Here is a 17,835-nt window from a genome sequence, read left to right as displayed (position 1 = left end):
CCCCGCCCTCTGCATAAGGCTGATGTGGGGGCGGTGGCCGGGGAAACCGGACGGTGGCCGGGGCGGGGGAGACGTACCCTGGGAGGAACCCCCGGCCCGCCTCGCGTGTCGGGTGCTCGCGTTGCACGCCGCCCCACGGCGGCCCCTCTCGGCCGGGATGGATGGAAAGCCCTTCATGAGCCTGCACGGTCTGCTCGACGCCGTCGTCAAGGACCCCGCCCTCGCGGAGGCGGTCACCGCCGCCGCGGACGGCAACCGCATGCACGTCGACCTCGTCGGCCCGCCCGCCGCGCGCCCCTTCGCCGTCGCCGCGCTCGCCCGTGGTACCGGCCGCCCCGTCCTCGCCGTCACCGCCACCGGTCGCGAGGCCGAGGACCTCGCCGCCGCGCTGCGCACCCTGCTGCCGCCGCAGGGGGTCGTGGAGTACCCCTCGTGGGAGACCCTCCCGCACGAGCGTCTGAGCCCCCGCAGCGACACCGTCGGCCGCCGCCTGGCCGTGCTGCGCCGGCTCGCCCACCCCCGCGCCGACGACCCGGAGACCGGCCCGGTCTCCGTCGTCGTCGCCCCCGTGCGTTCCGTGCTGCAACCGCAGGTCAAGGGCCTGGGCGACCTCGTCCCCGTGGCGCTGAGGAGCGGTGAGACCGCCGACCTGGGCGCGGTCGTCGCCGCCCTGTCGGCCGCCGCGTACGCGCGCGTGGAGCTGGTGGAGAAGCGCGGCGAGTTCGCCGTGCGCGGCGGCATCCTGGACGTCTTCCCGCCCACCGAGGAGCACCCGCTGCGCGTGGAGTTCTGGGGCGACGACGTCGAGGAGATCCGGTACTTCAAGGTCGCCGACCAGCGCTCCCTGGAGGTGGCCGAGCACGGCCTGTGGGCGCCCCCGTGCCGTGAGCTGCTGCTGACCGAGGAGGTGCGCGAGCGGGCCGCCGCGCTGGCCGAGGACCACCCGGAGCTGGGCGAACTGCTCGGCAAGATCGCCGAGGGCATCGCCGTGGAGGGCATGGAGTCCCTCGCGCCCGTCCTCGTCGACGACATGGAACTGCTGCTCGACGTGCTGCCCAAGGGCGCGATGGCCGTCGTCTGCGACCCGGAGCGGGTGCGCACCCGCTCGGCGGACCTGGTGGCGACCTCGCAGGAGTTCCTGCAGGCCTCCTGGGCCGCCACCGCCGGCGGTGGCGAGGCGCCGATCGACGTGGACGCCGCCTCCCTGTGGCCGCTGGCCGACGTGCGGGACCGGGCGCGCGAGCTGGACATGATGTGGTGGTCGGTCTCCCCGTTCGCCGCCGACCTCGAGCTGGACGCCGACACCCTCAAGCTCGGCATGCACGCCCCCGAGAGCTACCGCGGCGACACCGCGAAGGCGCTCGCCGACACCAAGGGCTGGCTCGCCGAGGGCTGGCGCACGGTGTTCGTCACCGAGGGCCAGGGCCCCGCCTCGCGCACCGTTGAGGTGCTCGGCGGCGAGGGCGTCGCGGCCCGGCTCGACGTCGACCTCGGCGAGATCTCCCCGTCCGTGGTGCACGTCGCCTGCGGCTGCATCGACCACGGCTTCGTCGACCCCGCGCTGAAGCTCGCGGTGCTCACCGAGACCGACCTGTCCGGGCAGAAGGCGGCCGGCCGCGAGGGCGCCCGGATGCCCGCCCGCCGCCGCAAGACGATCGACCCGCTCACCCTGGAGACGGGCGACTACATCGTCCACGAGCAGCACGGCGTGGGCCGCTACATCGAGATGGTGCAGCGCACCGTGCAGGGCGCGACCCGCGAGTACCTGGTCGTCGAGTACGCCCCCGCCAAGCGCGGCCAGCCGGGCGACCGGCTGTACATCCCCACCGACCAGCTCGAACAGATCACCAAGTACGTCGGCGGCGAGGCGCCCACCCTCCACCGGCTCGGCGGCGCCGACTGGACGAAGACCAAGGCGCGGGCGAAGAAGGCGGTCAAGGAGATCGCCGCGGACCTGATCAAGCTGTACAGCGCGCGCATGGCGGCGCCCGGACACGCCTTCGGCGGCGACACGCCCTGGCAGCGCGAGCTGGAGGACGCCTTCCCGTACGCGGAGACCCCCGACCAGCTCACCACGATCGCCGAGGTCAAGGACGACATGGAGAAGTCGGTCCCGATGGACCGGCTGATCTGCGGCGACGTCGGCTACGGCAAGACGGAGATCGCCGTCCGCGCCGCGTTCAAGGCGGTCCAGGACGGCAAGCAGGTCGCCGTCCTCGTGCCCACGACGCTGCTGGTGCAGCAGCACTTCGGCACGTTCTCCGAGCGCTACGCCCAGTTCCCGGTCAACGTCAGGGCCCTCTCCCGCTTCCAGACCGACACGGAGGCGAAGGCGGTCCTGGAGGGGCTGCGGGAGGGCTCGGTGGACGTCGTCATCGGCACCCACCGCCTGTTCTCCTCCGAGACCAAGTTCAAGGACCTCGGCCTGGTCATCGTCGACGAGGAGCAGCGCTTCGGCGTCGAGCACAAGGAGCAGCTGAAGAAGCTGCGGGCCAATGTCGACGTGCTGACGATGTCGGCGACGCCGATCCCCAGGACCCTGGAGATGGCGGTCACCGGCATCCGCGAGATGTCCACGATCACCACGCCGCCGGAGGAGCGCCACCCGGTGCTCACCTTCGTCGGGCCGTACGAGGAGAAGCAGATCGGCGCGGCCGTACGCCGTGAACTGCTGCGCGAGGGCCAGGTCTTCTACATCCACAACCGGGTGGAGTCCATCGACCGCGCGGCGGCCCGGCTGCGGGAGATCGTGCCCGAGGCGCGCATCGCCACCGCGCACGGGCAGATGTCGGAGCAGGCGCTGGAGCAGGTGGTCGTCGACTTCTGGGAGAAGCGGTTCGACGTCCTCGTCTCGACGACGATCGTCGAGTCCGGCATCGACATCTCCAACGCCAACACCCTCATCGTGGAGCGCGGCGACAACTTCGGCCTCAGCCAGCTCCACCAGCTCCGCGGTCGCGTCGGCCGGGGCCGCGAGCGCGGGTACGCCTACTTCCTGTACCCGCCGGAGAAGCCGCTCACGGAGACCGCGCACGAGCGGCTCGCCACCATCGCCCAGCACACCGAGATGGGCGCGGGCATGTACGTGGCGATGAAGGACCTGGAGATCCGGGGCGCCGGCAACCTGCTGGGCGGTGAGCAGTCCGGGCACATCGCGGGCGTCGGCTTCGACCTGTACGTCCGCATGGTCGGCGAGGCGGTCGCTGACTACCGGGCCGCGCTGGACGGCGGGGCCCAGGAGGAGCCGCCGCTCGAGGTCAAGATCGAGCTGCCGGTCGACGCGCACGTCCCGCACGACTACGCGCCCGGCGAGCGGCTGCGCCTCCAGGCGTACCGGGCGATCGCCTCCGCCACCACGGAGGAGGACGTCGCGGCCGTGCGCGAGGAGCTGGTGGACCGGTACGGCAAGCTGCCGGAGCCGGTCGAGAACCTGCTGCTGGTCGCGGGCCTGCGGATGCTCGCCCGCGCGTGCGGGGTCGGCGAGGTCGTGCTGCAGGGCAACAACATCCGCTTCGCGCCGGTGGACCTGCGCGAATCGCAGGAACTGCGCGTCAAGCGCCTCTACCCGGGTGCCGTCCTCAAGCCGGCCACCCACCAGGTGCTGATCCCCCGCCCGAAGACGGCGAAGATCGGCGGCAAGCCCCTGGTGGGCCGCGAGCTGCTGTCCTGGGTCGGCGAGTTCCTGACGTCGGTGCTCGACTCCTAGGGCACTCGCCTCCTAGGGCTCCTAGGGCGTTCGTGGGGTATCCGCTGGGCGCTCTCAGGGCGCTCCCAGGGCGCTCTCCGCGCGCGGGGGCGGCGGGGCCGGTGGGGGCGGCCGGCCCCTGGACGCGGGAAGGGGCCCGTCCACCGGGGATCACCCCTCGGTGGACGGGCCCCTGCCGTCCGGAACCTGTCGCGGCCCGCCGGCTACGGCTCGTCCCGCTTCATGCCCAGCCGGTCCTCCATCTGCTGCTGGGCCTGATCGACCTGGTCGGCGTGCTTGCCGCCGGTCTTGTCGTTGACACGACGCTCGGCCTGGTCCGACATCTTCTCGGACATCTTCCGGCCCTTGCCGCTCTGCGCCGCGCTCTTGAGTCGGTCGAAGATACCCATCCAGAGGCTCCTTCCGGAGGAGGGACGTACAGGTGCCTCACTACCGACGATACGCCCGGCGTGCACCTGTTGCCCGTTGAGTGGTGGTATGCGCATGACACTCCGCTCGCTACGGTGGAGACGCACCACTGAACGTGCGCACATCAAGGCAGGGAGGACCTCGCGTGAGGCGATGGAGGGGTGGGGTCGCGGTCGCCGCCGTGGCACTGGTCACCGTGAGCGGCTGCAAGACGGACGACGTGGGGAAAGGCTCCGCGGGACGCGGACCGCAGGAGACGACGGCCTCCCGCGGCAGCGCCCTCGCCGCGGCCGACGCGCTGGCCGTCAAGGGCCGGGCGCCCAAGACCGGCTACAGCAGGGAACGTTTCGGCAGCGCCTGGGCCGACACCGACTCCAACAGCTGCGACACCCGGGACGACATCCTGCGCCGCGACCTGGAGCACGTGAAGTACACCGACGGGCACTGCAAGGTCGCCTCGGGCGAACTGGACCCCGATCCCTACAGCGGGAAGGCGGTGACGTTCGCGCGGGGTCGCAGCCAGGTCGACATCGACCACCTCGTGGCCCTGTCCGACGCCTGGCAGAAGGGCGCCAAGTACTGGGACCCCGCCAAGCGCATAGCGCTGGCCAACGACCCGCTGAACCTGCTCGCGGTGGGCGCCACACCCAACCGCAGCAAGGGAGACGGCGACACCGCGACCTGGCTGCCCCCGAACAAGAAGTACCGCTGCGCGTACGTCGCCGCGCAGGTCGCGGTGAAGAAGAAGTACGGGCTGTGGGTGACCTCGGCGGAGAAGTCGGCGATGAGGAAGGTCCTGACGACCTGCCCCGACCAGAAGCTCCCCACCGGCGGCAACCCCACCAAGGCCCCGTCCCGCTTCCACGCCGACTGACGGAGGCACGGCGCCGGGCCCCGGCGCCCCGGGGTCTCCCGTTCGGATCGTCCCGGTGTCGCGGGGGCCGCTCGGGCCGGCCGAGGAGGCACCGGGCCTTCCAGCCGGCCTGATCCGAACGAAAGTCCCTGGTGGCAGAAGGTCTCCTCGACGGCGGCGACGATCCGTGCGGCCTGGCCGGGGCCCAGGCCGGGGACGCTGCCGCCCTCGAGGCGGGGTTCGGCCATGGTGCGGACCTCGGTCGCTTCCTCGCCGTCCTGGCCGTCCTCGATGTTCCGGCAGGTGTTCCGCGCCCTGTTGACGGCCCGGCTCTCCTCTTCGTATCCCTCGCCCGACGCGGCCCGGACCCGGCGGTTGATCGACGCGCTGCGGGCCGTCGACCCCGGACTCGTCGTCAGGGAACGGGTCAGAGGACGTGGCGCGTACGCGGGTCGACCTTGCCCAGCGTGGCCAGCAGGAACATCAGGTCGAGGCAGGCGAGGCTCGCCCGGATCATCAGGCGTACACAGGTGAGGGTCAGGCCGATCACGGTCGTTCTTCCTTCTTGCTCTTCTCAGGCCTTCTCGGACCTTCTCAGGCCTTCTCAGGTCTTTGCGGGTCTTCTCGGGTGTGGAACGTGTCGCTCGGGGCGGGGGTCACCGTCGCGGTGCCGGGGGCGTCGCCGAGAGCGAGGGCGGTTGTGCCGCCGTGGGGGGCGTACTCCTCGCGCTCCCGGTGGCGCCGCCCGCCGCCGGTGCCGGTGTCGGTGTCGCGGGTATCGCCGGGCGCGCGGTGGACGCCGGGGGCGGCGTGCCCCGGCCGCTTCCCGCGTGGGCCGAGGCGGCTCCGATGACGGCGATCGTGACGACCGTGTTCAGCGCGAGTCTGCCCTTGATCCCCATGTGGCCTCTCCCCCTCTGATGTGCGCGGACACGGGCGACCACCCCCCTCCGGCGGTCGCCCGTGGCGGGGTAATCAGAGCAGAAGCTTGTGAACCGAGTCAACCAGAGTCACGTCAAGCACTGTGTACACGTCCGTGAATGCCTCATGGGTCGGTGCGTCGGTATCATCGGCCGCCACGGACGGCCCTCAGGCCGAGGAGAGTGGGATCTCGTGCAGGACAACGCCACAGAGGTGACCGCCGCCGGAATCGCCCGGCTCGCGGGCGTGGGCCGTGCCGCCGTCAGCAACTGGCGCCGCCGCCACGCGGACTTCCCCAAGCCCGTCGGCGGCACCGGGACCAGCCCCGCCTTCGCGCTCACCGAGGTCGAGGAATGGCTGCGCAAGCAGGGCAAACTCGCCGAGGTTCCGCTGCGCGAGCGGGTCCGGCAGCAGCTCGCGGGACATCCGGAGGGCCCGGTCACCGGCCTGCTGCACGCCGGCTGCGTCCTGCTCCTCCTCCACGCCCGGCCCACCGTCTGGCTGGAGGTCTCCGCCGGCTCCGACGAGCGGCTCGCCCGCCTCCTGCCCGCCCACCTCGAACAGGTGCTCGGCGCCCGCTTCGGCGCGCTGCGCGCCCCCGCCGTGCGCGTCCCCGAACCCGCCGCCCTGCGCGCCTCCGCCCCGCTGCTGCGCGGCACCGTCGACCTCGCGGCCGAACTGGGCGCGCGGCAGACGTTCGAGTTCCTGCTCGGCCGGCACCTGGACGCCAACCCGCGCCAGTACACGCTCACCCCGGCCGGCCTCGCCGACCTGATGGCCGAGCTGGCCGGCCCCGCCCGCACCGTCCTCGACCCCGCCTGCGGCACCGGCGCCCTGCTGCGCGCTCTCGGCCGCGCCCCCGAGCAGAGCCTGTACGGGCAGGACGCCGCCCCCGAACTCGCGGCCCTCGCCGCGCTCCGCCTCGCCCTGCACACCCGCGCCCTCGTCCGCGCCGCCGCCGGGGACAGCCTCCGCGCGGACGCCCACGAGAGCCTGCGGGCCGACGTCGTGCTGTGCCACCCCCCGTTCAACGAGCGCAACTGGGGACACGAGGAACTCGCCTACGACCCCCGCTGGGAGTACGGCCTCCCGGCCCGCACCGAGTCCGAACTCGCCTGGGTGCAGCACGCGTTGGCCCGTCTCAAGGACGGCGGCAGCGCCGTGCTGCTGATGCCGCCCGCCGCCGCCTCCCGCCGCTCCGGCCGCCGCATCCGCGCCGATCTGCTGCGCCGCGGCGCCCTGCGCGCCGTGGTCGCGCTGCCCGCCGGGGCGGCGCCGCCGCACGGCGTCCCGCTGCACCTGTGGGTGCTGCGCCGCCCCGACCGGGCGCCCGCCCAGCCACGGGTGCTGCTCGTGGACACCGGGGCGGCCGCCGCCGAGGGGCGCGGCGGGCCCGACTGGCAGGCGGTGCGCGAGGCCGTCCTGGACGCCTGGCACGAGTTCGACCGCACCGGCGGCGTGGAGGAACGGCCCGGCGTCAGCCGCGCGCTGCCCGTCGTCGACCTCCTCGACGACGACGTCGACCTGGCGCCCGCCCGCCACCTCCCGCCGCCCGCCCCGGCCGGCGGCACCGCACGCCTCGCCCGGGTCCGCGAGCGCCTCGACGAGACCCTGCGGCTCACCGCCGAACTCGCCCCGCCCGCCGCCGACCTCGCCCCGCTCCCCGCCGCCGACCACGCGCGCCGCCCGCTCACCACCATCGGCGAACTCGCGCGCGGCGGCGCCCTGATGCTGCGCACCGGAGGCACCGGAGGCCCCCACCCGCGCGTGCTCACCGACCACGACGTGCTGTCCGGCGAGGCCCCCTCGGGCACCCTGCCGGAGGCCGGTGAGGAGCCGGTGCTGCTGGAGGCAGGGGACGTCGTCGTCCCCGTGCTCGGCGGCGGCCCGGCGGCGCGCGTCGTGGACGAGGCGACCACCGGGGCCGCCCTCGGCCGCAACCTGACCCTGCTGCGGCCCGACCCCGCCTCCCTCGACCCCTGGTTCCTCGCCGGGTTCCTGCGCGGCAGCGCCAACCACCGCCGGGCCAGCAGCTACGCCTCCACCTCGGCCCGGCTCGACGTGCGCCGTCTGCAACTGCCCCGGCTGCCGCTGGAGCAGCAGCGCGGCTACGGCCGGCGGTTTCGTGAACTGGCCCGGTTCGAGGAGGAGTTGCGGCTCGCAGGCCGCCTGGGCGCCCAGCTCGTGCGCGGGATCCACGACGGACTGACCGAGGGCAGCCTCCTCCCGGAGTGACGGTCCGGGCCCCGGGACGGCGGCCCCGGCGACGTCCCGTCGGACAGCGCGCGGGGGCGCGTCACGGGCGCGTCGCGGGCGCGAAGGTCATCGGTAGCACAACGGTTACGGCCAACCCATGACCGCTTGTCCGACCCGGGTTATACGCTCTGGTTCCGGAACTTGTACCGTCCGCCCGTATCCGCACCGGTCCCAGGAGACGTCATGTACGGCCACGGCACGCAGCCGCCCGCCCGCACCCGGGGCTCGGTCATCGCCATGCGCGTGCTGGTGGTCCTCGGCAGTTTCTTCTCCATCGGCCTGCTCTCCTTCCTGCCGCTGTTCCGCATCGCCGTGCTCACCCGCCGGGCGCGGGACTGGGTGTTCGCGGTGGTGAGCCTGCCGCTGATCATCATCTCCTTCGCCGTCATCGGCTCGCTCCCCGAGTCGGACCACCGCACCGACGTCGCGATGGTCGTCCTCCTGCTCCTCGGCGCGGGCGCGGGCACCTACTACGTGCTCTTCGACATGCAGCGCCGGTCCCCGCTGTACGCGCAGGCCCCGCCGATGGGCGGCTACCCGCCCCGCCCCCAGCAGGGCTACGGCTACCCGGCCCCGCCGCAGCAGCCGTACCCGAACCGGCAGGCCCCGATGCCGCCGCAGCCCTACGCCGCCGCCCAGGCCGGCCCCGCGCCGACGCCCACCCCGGCGCCCGTGCCGCCGCACGCGTACCGGCCGGGCCCCTCCCCGGCGCCGGTCCCCGACTCCGGCGAGAGCACCGGAAGCCGGCCCGCCCCCGCCCGGATCGACCAGGTCCGTGCCGAACTGGACGAGCTCAGCGACTACCTGCGCAAGCGGGAGGGTGACAGGTGAGTGTGGCGACCGCCGGCACCGGACGGATCGTCGCCGGCCGGTACGAGCTGTCCACGCTCATCGGGCAGGGCGGCATGGGCCAGGTCTGGACGGCCTACGACCGCCGTCTGGACCGGCGTGTGGCGGTCAAGCTGCTGCGGCCCGACAAGGTCGCGGGCCAGGAGGCGGACGAACTGCGCCGCCGCTTCGTGCGCGAGTGCCGGGTCACCGCGCAGGTCGACCACCCCGGCCTGGTCACGGTGCACGACGCGGGCAGCGAGGGCGAGGAGCTGTTCCTCGTCATGCAGTACGTCGACGGCGCGGACCTCGCCGACCATCTCGCCGAGCACGAGCCCTACCCCTGGCAGTGGGTGGCGGCCGTGGCCGCCCAGTTGTGCGCCGTGCTGTCCGCGGTGCACGCCGTGCCGATCGTCCACCGCGACCTCAAGCCGCGGAACGTGATGGTCAAGCAGGACGGCACGGTCACCGTGCTCGACCTCGGCGTCGCGCACGTCATGGACACCGACACCACCCGCCTCACCCACACCGGCTCGCCCATCGGCAGCCCCGCCTACATGGCGCCCGAGCAGGCGATGGGCGGCGCCGTCGGCCCGTACACCGACCTGTACGCGCTCGGCGTGCTGATGCACGAACTCCTCAGCGGCAACGTGCCGTTCACCGGCACCACCGCCCTCGGTGTGCTCCACCGCCATCTGTACGAGCCGCCGCTGCCGGTGCGCCGGGTGCGGCCGGAGGTGCCCGAGGCGATGGAGGCGCTGGTGCTGCGCCTGCTCGCCAAGGATCCGCAGCACCGGCCGGACTCCGCGCAGGAGACCTACGAGGCGCTGCTGCCCCTGCTTCCGGCGCGCGGCATGCCCACCGGCGCCCCGCTCGACCCCACGCGCCCCTTCCTGCGTCCGCACGCTCCCTGGCCGGACCGGGCGCGCACCCCCGCGCCCCAGCCGCAGGCCACACCGGCCGCGGAGAACGTCGAGAAGCCCGATGTCGCGGGCGCCGTCGACGAGGTCAAGCGGCTGCTCGGCGAGGGACGCATCACCCAGGCCGTCGACATCCTCGGCTCCATCCTCCCGGCCGCCGCCTCCGAGCACGGCGAGCACTCGCCCGTCGTGCGCACCCTGCGCAAGCAGTACGCGGCCACCCTCATGGACGACGGGCAGTACCGGCGCGCCCTGCCCGAGCTGCGCCGCCTCGCCGACGAGCGGGCCGCCGAGGCGGGCCAGGCCGACACCCAGTCGCTGCGCTTCCGCTACGAGGCCGCCCAGTGCCTCGAACAGCTCGGCGAACCGGCCGCCGCGCTCGCCGAGTACCGTGCGCTGCTGCCGTACTACGAGAACAGGTACGTCGGCGGCGACCCCGCGACCGCGCTCGAACTGCGCCGCCGCATAGGCCACCTGCTCCTCGCGCTCGGCGACCGCGGCGCCGCGCACGACATCCTGGCCCGCCTCCTGGCCGACGTGCAGGCACTGCACGGGCCGGGTCACCCGCTGGTCGCGGAGGTCCGACGGACGCTGCAGTGGCTGGGGCAGGTCCGCGGCTGAGACCCGCGGGGGCCGGGACCGAACCCGAACCCGATCCGGGTCCCGTACCCGGCCGGGGGTGACCGTGCGGGCCGCACCGGTGCCCGAAGCCGCGGCGAATCGTTGGTCCAATGCCTTGGCCGCAGCCCGGCCACTGCCTACCATCGATCATCGCAAGACCCCGTGCGCCCGCCCGTCACCCGACCCCCACCGCCCACGCGACGGCGCGGCCGCACCCTGTCTGCACAACCTCCAGGAGGCCCACCTTGCACCGCCGTCGCACTGTGATCGCCCTCAGCGCCGCCCTCCTCGCGGCTCCCGCCCTCACCGCCTGCGGCAGCGACTCCCACCCCGGGGCCGCGGCCGTCGTCGGCGGACAGCGGATCACGGTCGCGCAGCTGGAGAACAGGGTGGAGGAGGTGCGCAGCGCCCAGCGGGACGCCACCGCCGACGAGGCCCAGTACGCCCAGGAGATCGCCCGCACCGGCAGCCTCACCCGCGACACCCTGCACACCCTGGTCCTGGACCGGGTCCTGGACCGCGCCGCGAAGGACGCGGGCGTCACGGTCACCGAGCGGGACGTGCAGGCGATGCGCACCTCCCTGGAACAGCAGGCCGGCGGCGCCCGGGGCCTGCGCACGGCCTGGCTGCGGCAGTACGGAGTGGCGCCCGCGCGGCTCGACGAGAGCCTGCGCACGGAGGTCCGGGCGCAGAAGCTGGCCGCGGCCCTCGGCGCCGACATGAACACCAGCACCGGCAAGGCCGTCTTCTGGAAGTCGCTGTCCGACGCCTCCAAGGCGCTGCACATCGACGTCAACCCGCGCTACGGGAGCTGGGACGTGCAGAAGAGCAGCCGGGTGGACACCACGGCGCCCTGGCTGAAGGACGTGAGCCGGGCCGGCGCCTGAGGGGTTACGTTCGTGGGGTGAACGCCACCGGTACCGAAGCCTCCGCCGACGCCCCCGGGCGCATAGTCCTGCTCACCACCAGCCACCGGGTCGCCCCCGGGCTGCTGTCCTGGCCCGCCTGGCAGCTCCTGCGCACGGCCGACCGGGTGCTGTGCGCGGACGGCGCCCATCCGCAGCTCCCGTATCTGCGGGAGGCCGGCGTGGAGGTGGACGAGGCCGCGCCGGAAGCCGGTGAGCTGGTCGACGCGTGCGCCGGCGGGCGGACCGTGGTCGTCCTCGCCACCGGCGAGGGCGAGCCGCGGCTCACCGACGGGCTGGCCCGCATGGCCGGCTCCGGCCGCTTCCGGATGCCGGACCTCGAACTCCTGCCCGCCTCCTACGACCTCCCCGGCGCCCGCCTCCTCGACCTCGTCCAGGTCATGGACCGCATCCGCCGGGAGTGCCCCTGGTCCTCCGGACAGACCCACGAGGGGCTCGCCAAGTACGCCATCGAGGAGGCCTACGAACTCGTCGAGGCGATCGAGGACGGGGACCGGGAGGAGCTGCGGGAGGAACTCGGGGACGTGCTCCTCCAGGTCGTCTTCCACGCGCGGATCGCCGAGGAGGACGCCGAGGAGCCGTTCTCCGTCGACGACGTCGCGGGCGGCATCGTGGCCAAGCTGATCCACCGGCACCCGCACGTCTTCGGCGAGGAGAGCGCGAGCACGCCGGAGGAGGTCAAGGCGCACTGGCTGCGGACGAAGGCGGAGGAGAAGCGGCGCGACTCGGTGACGGAGGGCGTCCCGCTGGGCCAGCCCGGTCTCGCCCTCGCGGCCAAGCTCGCCTCGCGGGCGCGGACGGCGGGGCTCGACGTGCCGCTGCCGGCGGGGGAGGGCGTCGGCTACGAACTGCTCGCGCTGGCGGCGCGGGCGGAGGCGGAGGGGGTGGACCCCGAGGCCGCCCTGCGCGCGGCGGCCCGCGCCTACCGCGACGCGATCCGCGCCCGGGAGTCGGACACAACGGAGTCGGACACACCCGAGTCGGACACTCCGCGCTGAACCCGGACGCCGCAACGCGGACGCCGAGCGGACCGCACGACTTCGCGCCCCCGCCCCCCCCCGCCAGGGGGCGCGGGGGCGGGAGACCGGCGGGCCGTCCCCGGCCGTTAGGGTCGCCGTATGCATGGCGAGCCCTCGCCGCCCCCGGCGGCCCCCACCCTGTTCGACTGGGAGTTCGCGGCGAACCCGTACCCCGCCTACGCCTGGCTCCGCACCCACAGCCCCGTCCACCGCACCCGCCTCCCCAGCGGTGTGGAGGCCTGGCTCGTGACCCGCTACGCCGACGCCCGCCGCGCCCTGGCCGACCCCCGGCTCTCCAAGAACCCCGCGCACCACGACGAGCCCGCCCACGCCCGCGGCAGGACCGGCATCCCCGGCGAGCGCAAGGCCGAGCTGATGACGCACCTGCTCAACATCGACCCGCCGGACCACACCCGTCTGCGGCGTCTGGTCAGCACCGCGTTCACCCCCCGCCGCGTCGCCGAGTTCGCCCCGCGCGTGCAGGAGCTGACGGACCGGCTCATCGACGGCTTCGCCGCCCGCGGCGAGGCCGACCTGATCCACGAGTTCGCCTTCCCGCTCCCCATCTACGCCATCTGCGACCTCCTCGGCGTACCCCGCGAGGACCAGGACGACTTCCGGGACTGGGCGGGCATGATGATCCGTCACGGCAAGGGCCCGCGCGGCGGGGTCGCCCGCTCCGTGAAGAAGATGCGTGGCTACCTCGCCGAACTCATCCACCGCAAGCGGGAGGCGCTGCCCGCGGAGGCGGCCCCCGGCGAGGACCTCGTCTCCGGTCTCATCCGCGCCTCCGACGAGGGCGAGCACCTCACGGAGAACGAGGTCGCCGCGATGGCGTTCATCCTTCTGTTCGCCGGCTTCGAGACCACCGTCAACCTCATCGGCAACGGCACGCACGCGCTGCTGACCCACCCGGAGCAGCGGGCCCGGCTGCAGGACTCGCTCGCCGCGGGCGACATGGGCCTGCTGGAGACCGGGGTCGAGGAACTCCTGCGCTTCGACGGCCCCGTGGAGCTGGCCACCTGGCGGTTCGCCACCCGGCCGCTGACCCTCGGCGGTCAGGACATCGCGCCGGGGGAGGCCGTCCTCGTCGTCCTGGCGGCCGCCGACCGCGACCCGGAGCGGTTCGCCGAACCCGACGTGCTCGATCTCACGCGGCGTGACAATCAACACCTCGGCTACGGGCACGGCATCCACTACTGTCTCGGTGCGCCGCTCGCCCGGCTGGAGGGCCGGACCGCGCTCGCGACGCTCCTGACCCGCCTTCCGGACCTCCGGCTCGCGGTGGATTCCACCGAATTGCGGTGGCGTGGAGGCCTCATCATGCGCGGATTGCGCACGCTGCCCGTGGAGTTCGCACCCGTCCCGAATTGAGTGGGCATCGGTTGCGCATAAACCCGCCCGGACACGAAAAGTGACAGTTCCTCAACTCTGTGATCTTCACGTGATCTGCGCTGCATTAACTTGTAACCGGTGTTGTACTGGCTATACGTTCACGCATCAACAAGGCGGTCCCCCGGATCGCCGCGTTGGGTCACCGCTGTCGTGTGAAAGGCAACCGCATGCTCTCCGGGAACGGTCGTCACCGTCGCCCCCGTCAGGCTCCGGCCCTCCTCGTCGCGGCCGGCGTGACCGGCTCCGCCATCGCCATCCCCCTGCTCGGCGCCACGGGCGCGAGCGCGGCCAGCGGTTCCACCTGGGACCACGTCGCGGAGTGCGAGAGCGGCGGCTCCTGGAGCGCGGACACGGGCAACGACCTGTACGGCGGCCTGCAGTTGTCGCAGGACGACTGGAACCACTACGGCGGCCTCGACTACGCGCCGAGCCCCGACAAGGCCAGCCGTTCGCAGCAGATCGCCGTCGCCGAGAAGATCCTCGCCGCCGAGGGCGTCGCCGCCTGGCCCACCTGCGGCCCGCTGTCCGGGCTCTCCAAGGACTCCGGTTCCGCGGACGTCGACACGGGCCTCGGCAGCGGCTCGGGCGAGTCCGGGAAGTCCGGCTCCGGGCTGGACCTCGGCCTGGACAACTCGTCCGGAAACTCCGATTCGTCCGCCTCTTCGGGTTCCTCGGGGTCCTCCGAATCCTCCGGCAAGTCCTCCGGGAAATCCGGCAGCACGTCCGACGAGGCGTCCGGAAAGGCGAGCGCGAGTCCGAGCAAGAAGGGCGAGGACTCCTCCCGCGCGTCCGGCGATTCCCGCTCCGGCGGCAAATCCACCACATCCCCGGAAACCAGCGACAAGTCCGGCGATTCCTCGGCCGGACGGTCCTCGGGGAGCGCCTCGGAGCACTACCGGCAGAGCCCGGGCTCCTCGGCCCTCGTCGACACGGGCGCCGTCGACGGGACGAAGGGGGCCAACACCCTCATCGCCGACGGAACCGGCCGGCACCGCGGCAGCAGTGCCGAGGACGGCTCCACCTACACGGTCCGCCACGGCGACACCCTCGGCTCCATCGCCGACTCCCTTGACGTGGACGGCGGCTGGCAGGCCCTCTACCAGGCCAACGAGGACGCCATCGGCAGCGACCCGAGCGTCATCCGGCCCGGTCAGAGCCTCGTCGTCGAGTAGGCGCGCCCCGTTCCGGGGGCGTCGGGGGACGCCGGGGACGCCAGGGGAAGAATCGGACGTACGGGGTTGAAGTGCACCCGAAATCAGGGGAGTTTGGTCCCTGGATCAGCCCTGATGTCCGATTCGGCGAAAGTGTGGGATGAGTCTCATAAGCCTTGATCGTCTTTGAAATCCGGCGGATCTCATGTCTACGGTCGTCACCGCTCGCCATCGCGGGCCCCGACGGTCGCAACGCCGAATCCTGCCAGCGGCCGTACGGGAACAGTCGTCGCGTCAAGCGCCGTAGGCAGGAGCGGGGGACCCAGGTAAGTGCCGGGCCCGGCGGCCGGACCACCACGTGGTCCCGGACGGCCGGACACGGCTTGGGGTGAAGTCGTGCGCCACAAGCGGCGCGCGACCGGGCAACTCAACCGGCCCGAACCCGACAGCTCACCTCGCAGGCGTCGGTGAGGGGATCTCTCCATGCTGTTTTCCAGCAAGGGCAAGCACCGCCGTCCGTCCAAGGCCACCCGTGTCGTCGCGCTCGCCGGCGTCACCGGTGCCGCCGTCGCCGCCCCGCTGATGGCGGCCGGCAACGCCTCCGCCGCCACGGCCTCCCAGTGGGACGCCGTCGCCCAGTGCGAGTCCGGCGGCAACTGGTCCATCAACACCGGCAACGGCTTCTTCGGCGGGCTGCAGTTCACCAGCTCCACCTGGGCCGCGTACGGCGGCACCGCGTACGCCGCGCGTGCCGACCTGGCCTCCAAGTCGCAGCAGATAGCCGTCGCCGAGAAGGTCCTCGCGGGCCAGGGCAAGGGCGCCTGGCCGGTGTGCGGCAAGGGTCTGACCGGTGCCGCCTACGACGGCGCCGCCGCCTCCAGCGGCTCGTCCTCCAACGGGTCGAGCAACTCCGGCAGCTCCAGCAGCGCGGGCTCGTCGAGCAGCTCCTCGTCCACCGAGCAGCACGCCTCCCGTTCCCAGGAGCGTCCGGCCGCGAAGAAGACCGTCACCACGCCCACCGGCAAGAAGGTCGAGAAGGGCGACGGCGAGTACAAGGTCGTCAAGGGCGACACGCTGAGCGGCATCGCCGCCGAGCACCACGTCAAGGGCGGCTGGCAGAAGCTGTTCACGCTGAACAAGGACATCGTGGACGACGCGGACGTCATCTTCCCGGGCCAGCAGCTCCACCTGAGCTGACCCTCCCCGGCCCCCTCGCGGGGCCGGCCCCCGTCCCCACGGGTCCCCCACCCCCGGCGCCTCTCCCCCGTACGCGCCGGGGGTGGGGCATGTCCGGACCCGGGGGGCCGCGGAGCCCCGGACGGACCGCCGGGTGCGCGCGCTCTCCTGATACCCACCCCCGCTCATTTTGTTCCGTCAGGAAACAATTCACCCACACTTCTGCCCGGCAAGTGGGCCACACACCGGTGCCGCCGCCTGAGACGGCTAGGCTCGGGAGCGCGAGCCACCCCGGCTCCGCGCCCCGCGTCGGGCCCCGAGGGCCCGGCGTACCCGCGTCACATCCCAGAAGGAGATGCTCGTGCCGTCCATCGACGTCGTCGTAGCCCGGGAAATCCTGGACTCCCGAGGCAACCCCACGGTCGAGGTCGAGGTCGGCCTCGACGACGGCAGCACGGGTCGTGCCGCCGTTCCCTCCGGTGCCAGCACCGGTGCCTTCGAGGCCATCGAACTCCGTGACGGCGACCCGAGCCGCTACCTGGGCAAGGGTGTCGAGAAGGCCGTCCTCGCCGTGATCGAGCAGATCGGCCCGGAGCTGGTCGGCTACGACGCCACCGAGCAGCGTCTGATCGACCAGGCCATGTTCGACCTGGACGCCACCGACAACAAGGGCTCCCTCGGCGCCAACGCCATCCTCGGCGTCTCGCTCGCCGTCGCCCACGCCGCCTCCGAGGCCAGCGACCTGCCGCTCTTCCGCTACCTGGGCGGCCCCAACGCGCACCTGCTGCCGGTGCCGATGATGAACATCCTGAACGGCGGCTCGCACGCCGACTCCAACGTGGACATCCAGGAGTTCATGATCGCCCCGATCGGCGCGGAGTCCTTCTCCGAGGCCCTGCGCTGGGGCGCCGAGGTCTACCACACGCTGAAGAAGGTCCTGAAGAACAAGGGCCTGGCCACCGGCCTCGGCGACGAGGGCGGCTTCGCCCCGAACCTCGGCTCCAACCGCGAGGCCCTCGACCTCATCCTCGAGGCCATCAAGGAGGCCGGCTACACCCCCGGCGACCAGATCGCCCTCGCCCTCGACGTCGCCGCCTCCGAGTTCTACAAGGACGGCGTCTACTCCTTCGAGGGCAAGGACCGCACGGCGGCCGAGATGACCGACTACTACGCGGAGCTCGTCGACGCGTACCCGCTCGTCTCCATCGAGGACCCGCTGTTCGAGGACGACTGGGCCGGCTGGAAGACCATCACCGACCGCCTCGGCGACAAGGTCCAGCTCGTCGGTGACGACCTGTTCGTCACCAACCCCGAGCGCCTGGCCCGCGGCATCGAGGAGGGCACCGCCAACGCCCTGCTGGTCAAGGTCAACCAGATCGGCTCGCTGACCGAGACCCTGGACGCCGTGGAGCTCGCCCAGCGCAACGGCTTCAAGTGCATGATGTCCCACCGTTCCGGCGAGACCGAGGACGTCACCATCGCCGACCTGGCCGTCGCCACCAACTGCGGCCAGATCAAGACCGGCGCCCCGGCCCGCTCCGAGCGCGTCGCCAAGTACAACCAGCTCCTGCGCATCGAGGAGATCCTCGACGACGCCGCGGTGTACGCCGGCCGCTCGGCGTTCCCCCGGTTCCGCTCCGCCGGACAGTGAGCCC

Annotated in this window: 13 protein-coding genes and 1 riboswitch; of the genes, 11 read left to right on the top strand and 2 right to left on the bottom strand. The window is 73.0% G+C overall.

What is annotated here, in order from left to right; genetic code table 11:
• Positions 1 to 175: 175 nt before the first annotated feature.
• The gene (mfd, locus tag OHB09_RS13140; protein WP_093599290.1) at positions 176 to 3,706 is read left to right on the top strand and encodes a transcription-repair coupling factor; all 3,531 of its coding nucleotides are present in this window, start codon (positions 176 to 178) and stop codon (positions 3,704 to 3,706) included.
• A 203-nt stretch (positions 3,707 to 3,909) separates the two neighbouring features.
• Here mfd and OHB09_RS13135 read toward each other — a convergent pair whose 3' ends face one another.
• Positions 3,910 to 4,095 carry an Rv0909 family putative TA system antitoxin gene (locus OHB09_RS13135; protein ID WP_006143807.1) on the bottom strand — a complete coding sequence of 62 codons (186 nt, stop codon included), beginning with the start codon at positions 4,093 to 4,095 and terminating at the stop codon, positions 3,910 to 3,912.
• A 164-nt stretch (positions 4,096 to 4,259) separates the two neighbouring features.
• On the opposite strand from OHB09_RS13135, the gene OHB09_RS13130 reads away from it, so the two are divergent.
• On the top strand, positions 4,260 to 4,988 hold the full coding sequence (locus OHB09_RS13130; protein WP_328729205.1) for an HNH endonuclease family protein: 729 nt from the start codon (positions 4,260 to 4,262) through the stop codon (positions 4,986 to 4,988).
• 406 nt (positions 4,989 to 5,394) lie between these two features.
• On the opposite strand, the gene OHB09_RS13125 is transcribed toward OHB09_RS13130, so the two are convergent.
• Entirely contained in the window at positions 5,395 to 5,517 is a 123-nt protein-coding gene (locus tag OHB09_RS13125; protein ID WP_006143805.1) for a hypothetical protein, read from the bottom strand.
• Between the two features lie 563 nt (positions 5,518 to 6,080).
• On the opposite strand from OHB09_RS13125, the gene OHB09_RS13120 reads away from it, so the two are divergent.
• The 9 genes from OHB09_RS13120 to eno all read left to right on the top strand — a co-directional run bounded on the left by OHB09_RS13120 (position 6,081) and on the right by eno (position 17,831).
• On the top strand, positions 6,081 to 8,123 hold the full coding sequence (locus tag OHB09_RS13120) for an N-6 DNA methylase (RefSeq protein ID WP_191854998.1): 2,043 nt from the start codon (positions 6,081 to 6,083) through the stop codon (positions 8,121 to 8,123).
• A gap of 204 nt (positions 8,124 to 8,327) precedes the next feature.
• Positions 8,328 to 8,975 carry a hypothetical protein gene (locus OHB09_RS13115; protein ID WP_093598613.1) on the top strand — a complete coding sequence of 216 codons (648 nt, stop codon included), beginning with the start codon at positions 8,328 to 8,330 and terminating at the stop codon, positions 8,973 to 8,975.
• A gap of 47 nt (positions 8,976 to 9,022) precedes the next feature.
• Positions 9,023 to 10,513: a serine/threonine-protein kinase gene (locus tag OHB09_RS13110; protein WP_206315652.1), complete on the top strand. Its 1,491-nt coding sequence runs from the start codon at positions 9,023 to 9,025 to the stop codon at positions 10,511 to 10,513.
• Positions 10,514 to 10,758: 245 nt separating this feature from the next.
• Entirely contained in the window at positions 10,759 to 11,400 is a 642-nt protein-coding gene (locus tag OHB09_RS13105) for a SurA N-terminal domain-containing protein (RefSeq protein WP_093598616.1), read from the top strand.
• 17 nt (positions 11,401 to 11,417) lie between these two features.
• A complete protein-coding gene (locus tag OHB09_RS13100) occupies positions 11,418 to 12,437 on the top strand; it encodes a nucleoside triphosphate pyrophosphohydrolase (protein ID WP_167794095.1) in 1,020 nt (339 codons plus the stop codon).
• Positions 12,438 to 12,557: 120 nt separating this feature from the next.
• Positions 12,558 to 13,832, top strand: a complete 1,275-nt coding sequence (locus OHB09_RS13095; protein WP_191855000.1) for a cytochrome P450 family protein — start codon at positions 12,558 to 12,560, stop codon at positions 13,830 to 13,832.
• A 188-nt stretch (positions 13,833 to 14,020) separates the two neighbouring features.
• Positions 14,021 to 15,025, top strand: coding sequence for a LysM peptidoglycan-binding domain-containing protein (locus tag OHB09_RS13090; RefSeq protein ID WP_093598625.1), 1,005 nt, complete (start codon positions 14,021 to 14,023; stop codon positions 15,023 to 15,025).
• Between the two features lie 268 nt (positions 15,026 to 15,293).
• A riboswitch (cyclic di-AMP (ydaO/yuaA leader) is annotated at positions 15,294 to 15,483 on the top strand.
• Between the two features lie 4 nt (positions 15,484 to 15,487).
• Entirely contained in the window at positions 15,488 to 16,201 is a 714-nt protein-coding gene (locus tag OHB09_RS13085) for a LysM peptidoglycan-binding domain-containing protein (protein ID WP_191855001.1), read from the top strand.
• 340 nt (positions 16,202 to 16,541) lie between these two features.
• Complete coding sequence (eno, locus tag OHB09_RS13080) at positions 16,542 to 17,831, top strand: phosphopyruvate hydratase (RefSeq protein WP_006143795.1); 1,290 nt, start codon at positions 16,542 to 16,544, stop codon at positions 17,829 to 17,831.
• Positions 17,832 to 17,835 lie beyond the last annotated feature (4 nt).

Source organism: Streptomyces griseoaurantiacus, assembly GCF_036189845.1.
Classification (GTDB): domain Bacteria; phylum Actinomycetota; class Actinomycetes; order Streptomycetales; family Streptomycetaceae; genus Streptomyces; species Streptomyces griseoaurantiacus.
Note: the sequence above shows the minus strand (reverse complement) of the source record. Positions and strands in the feature narration are given on the sequence as shown.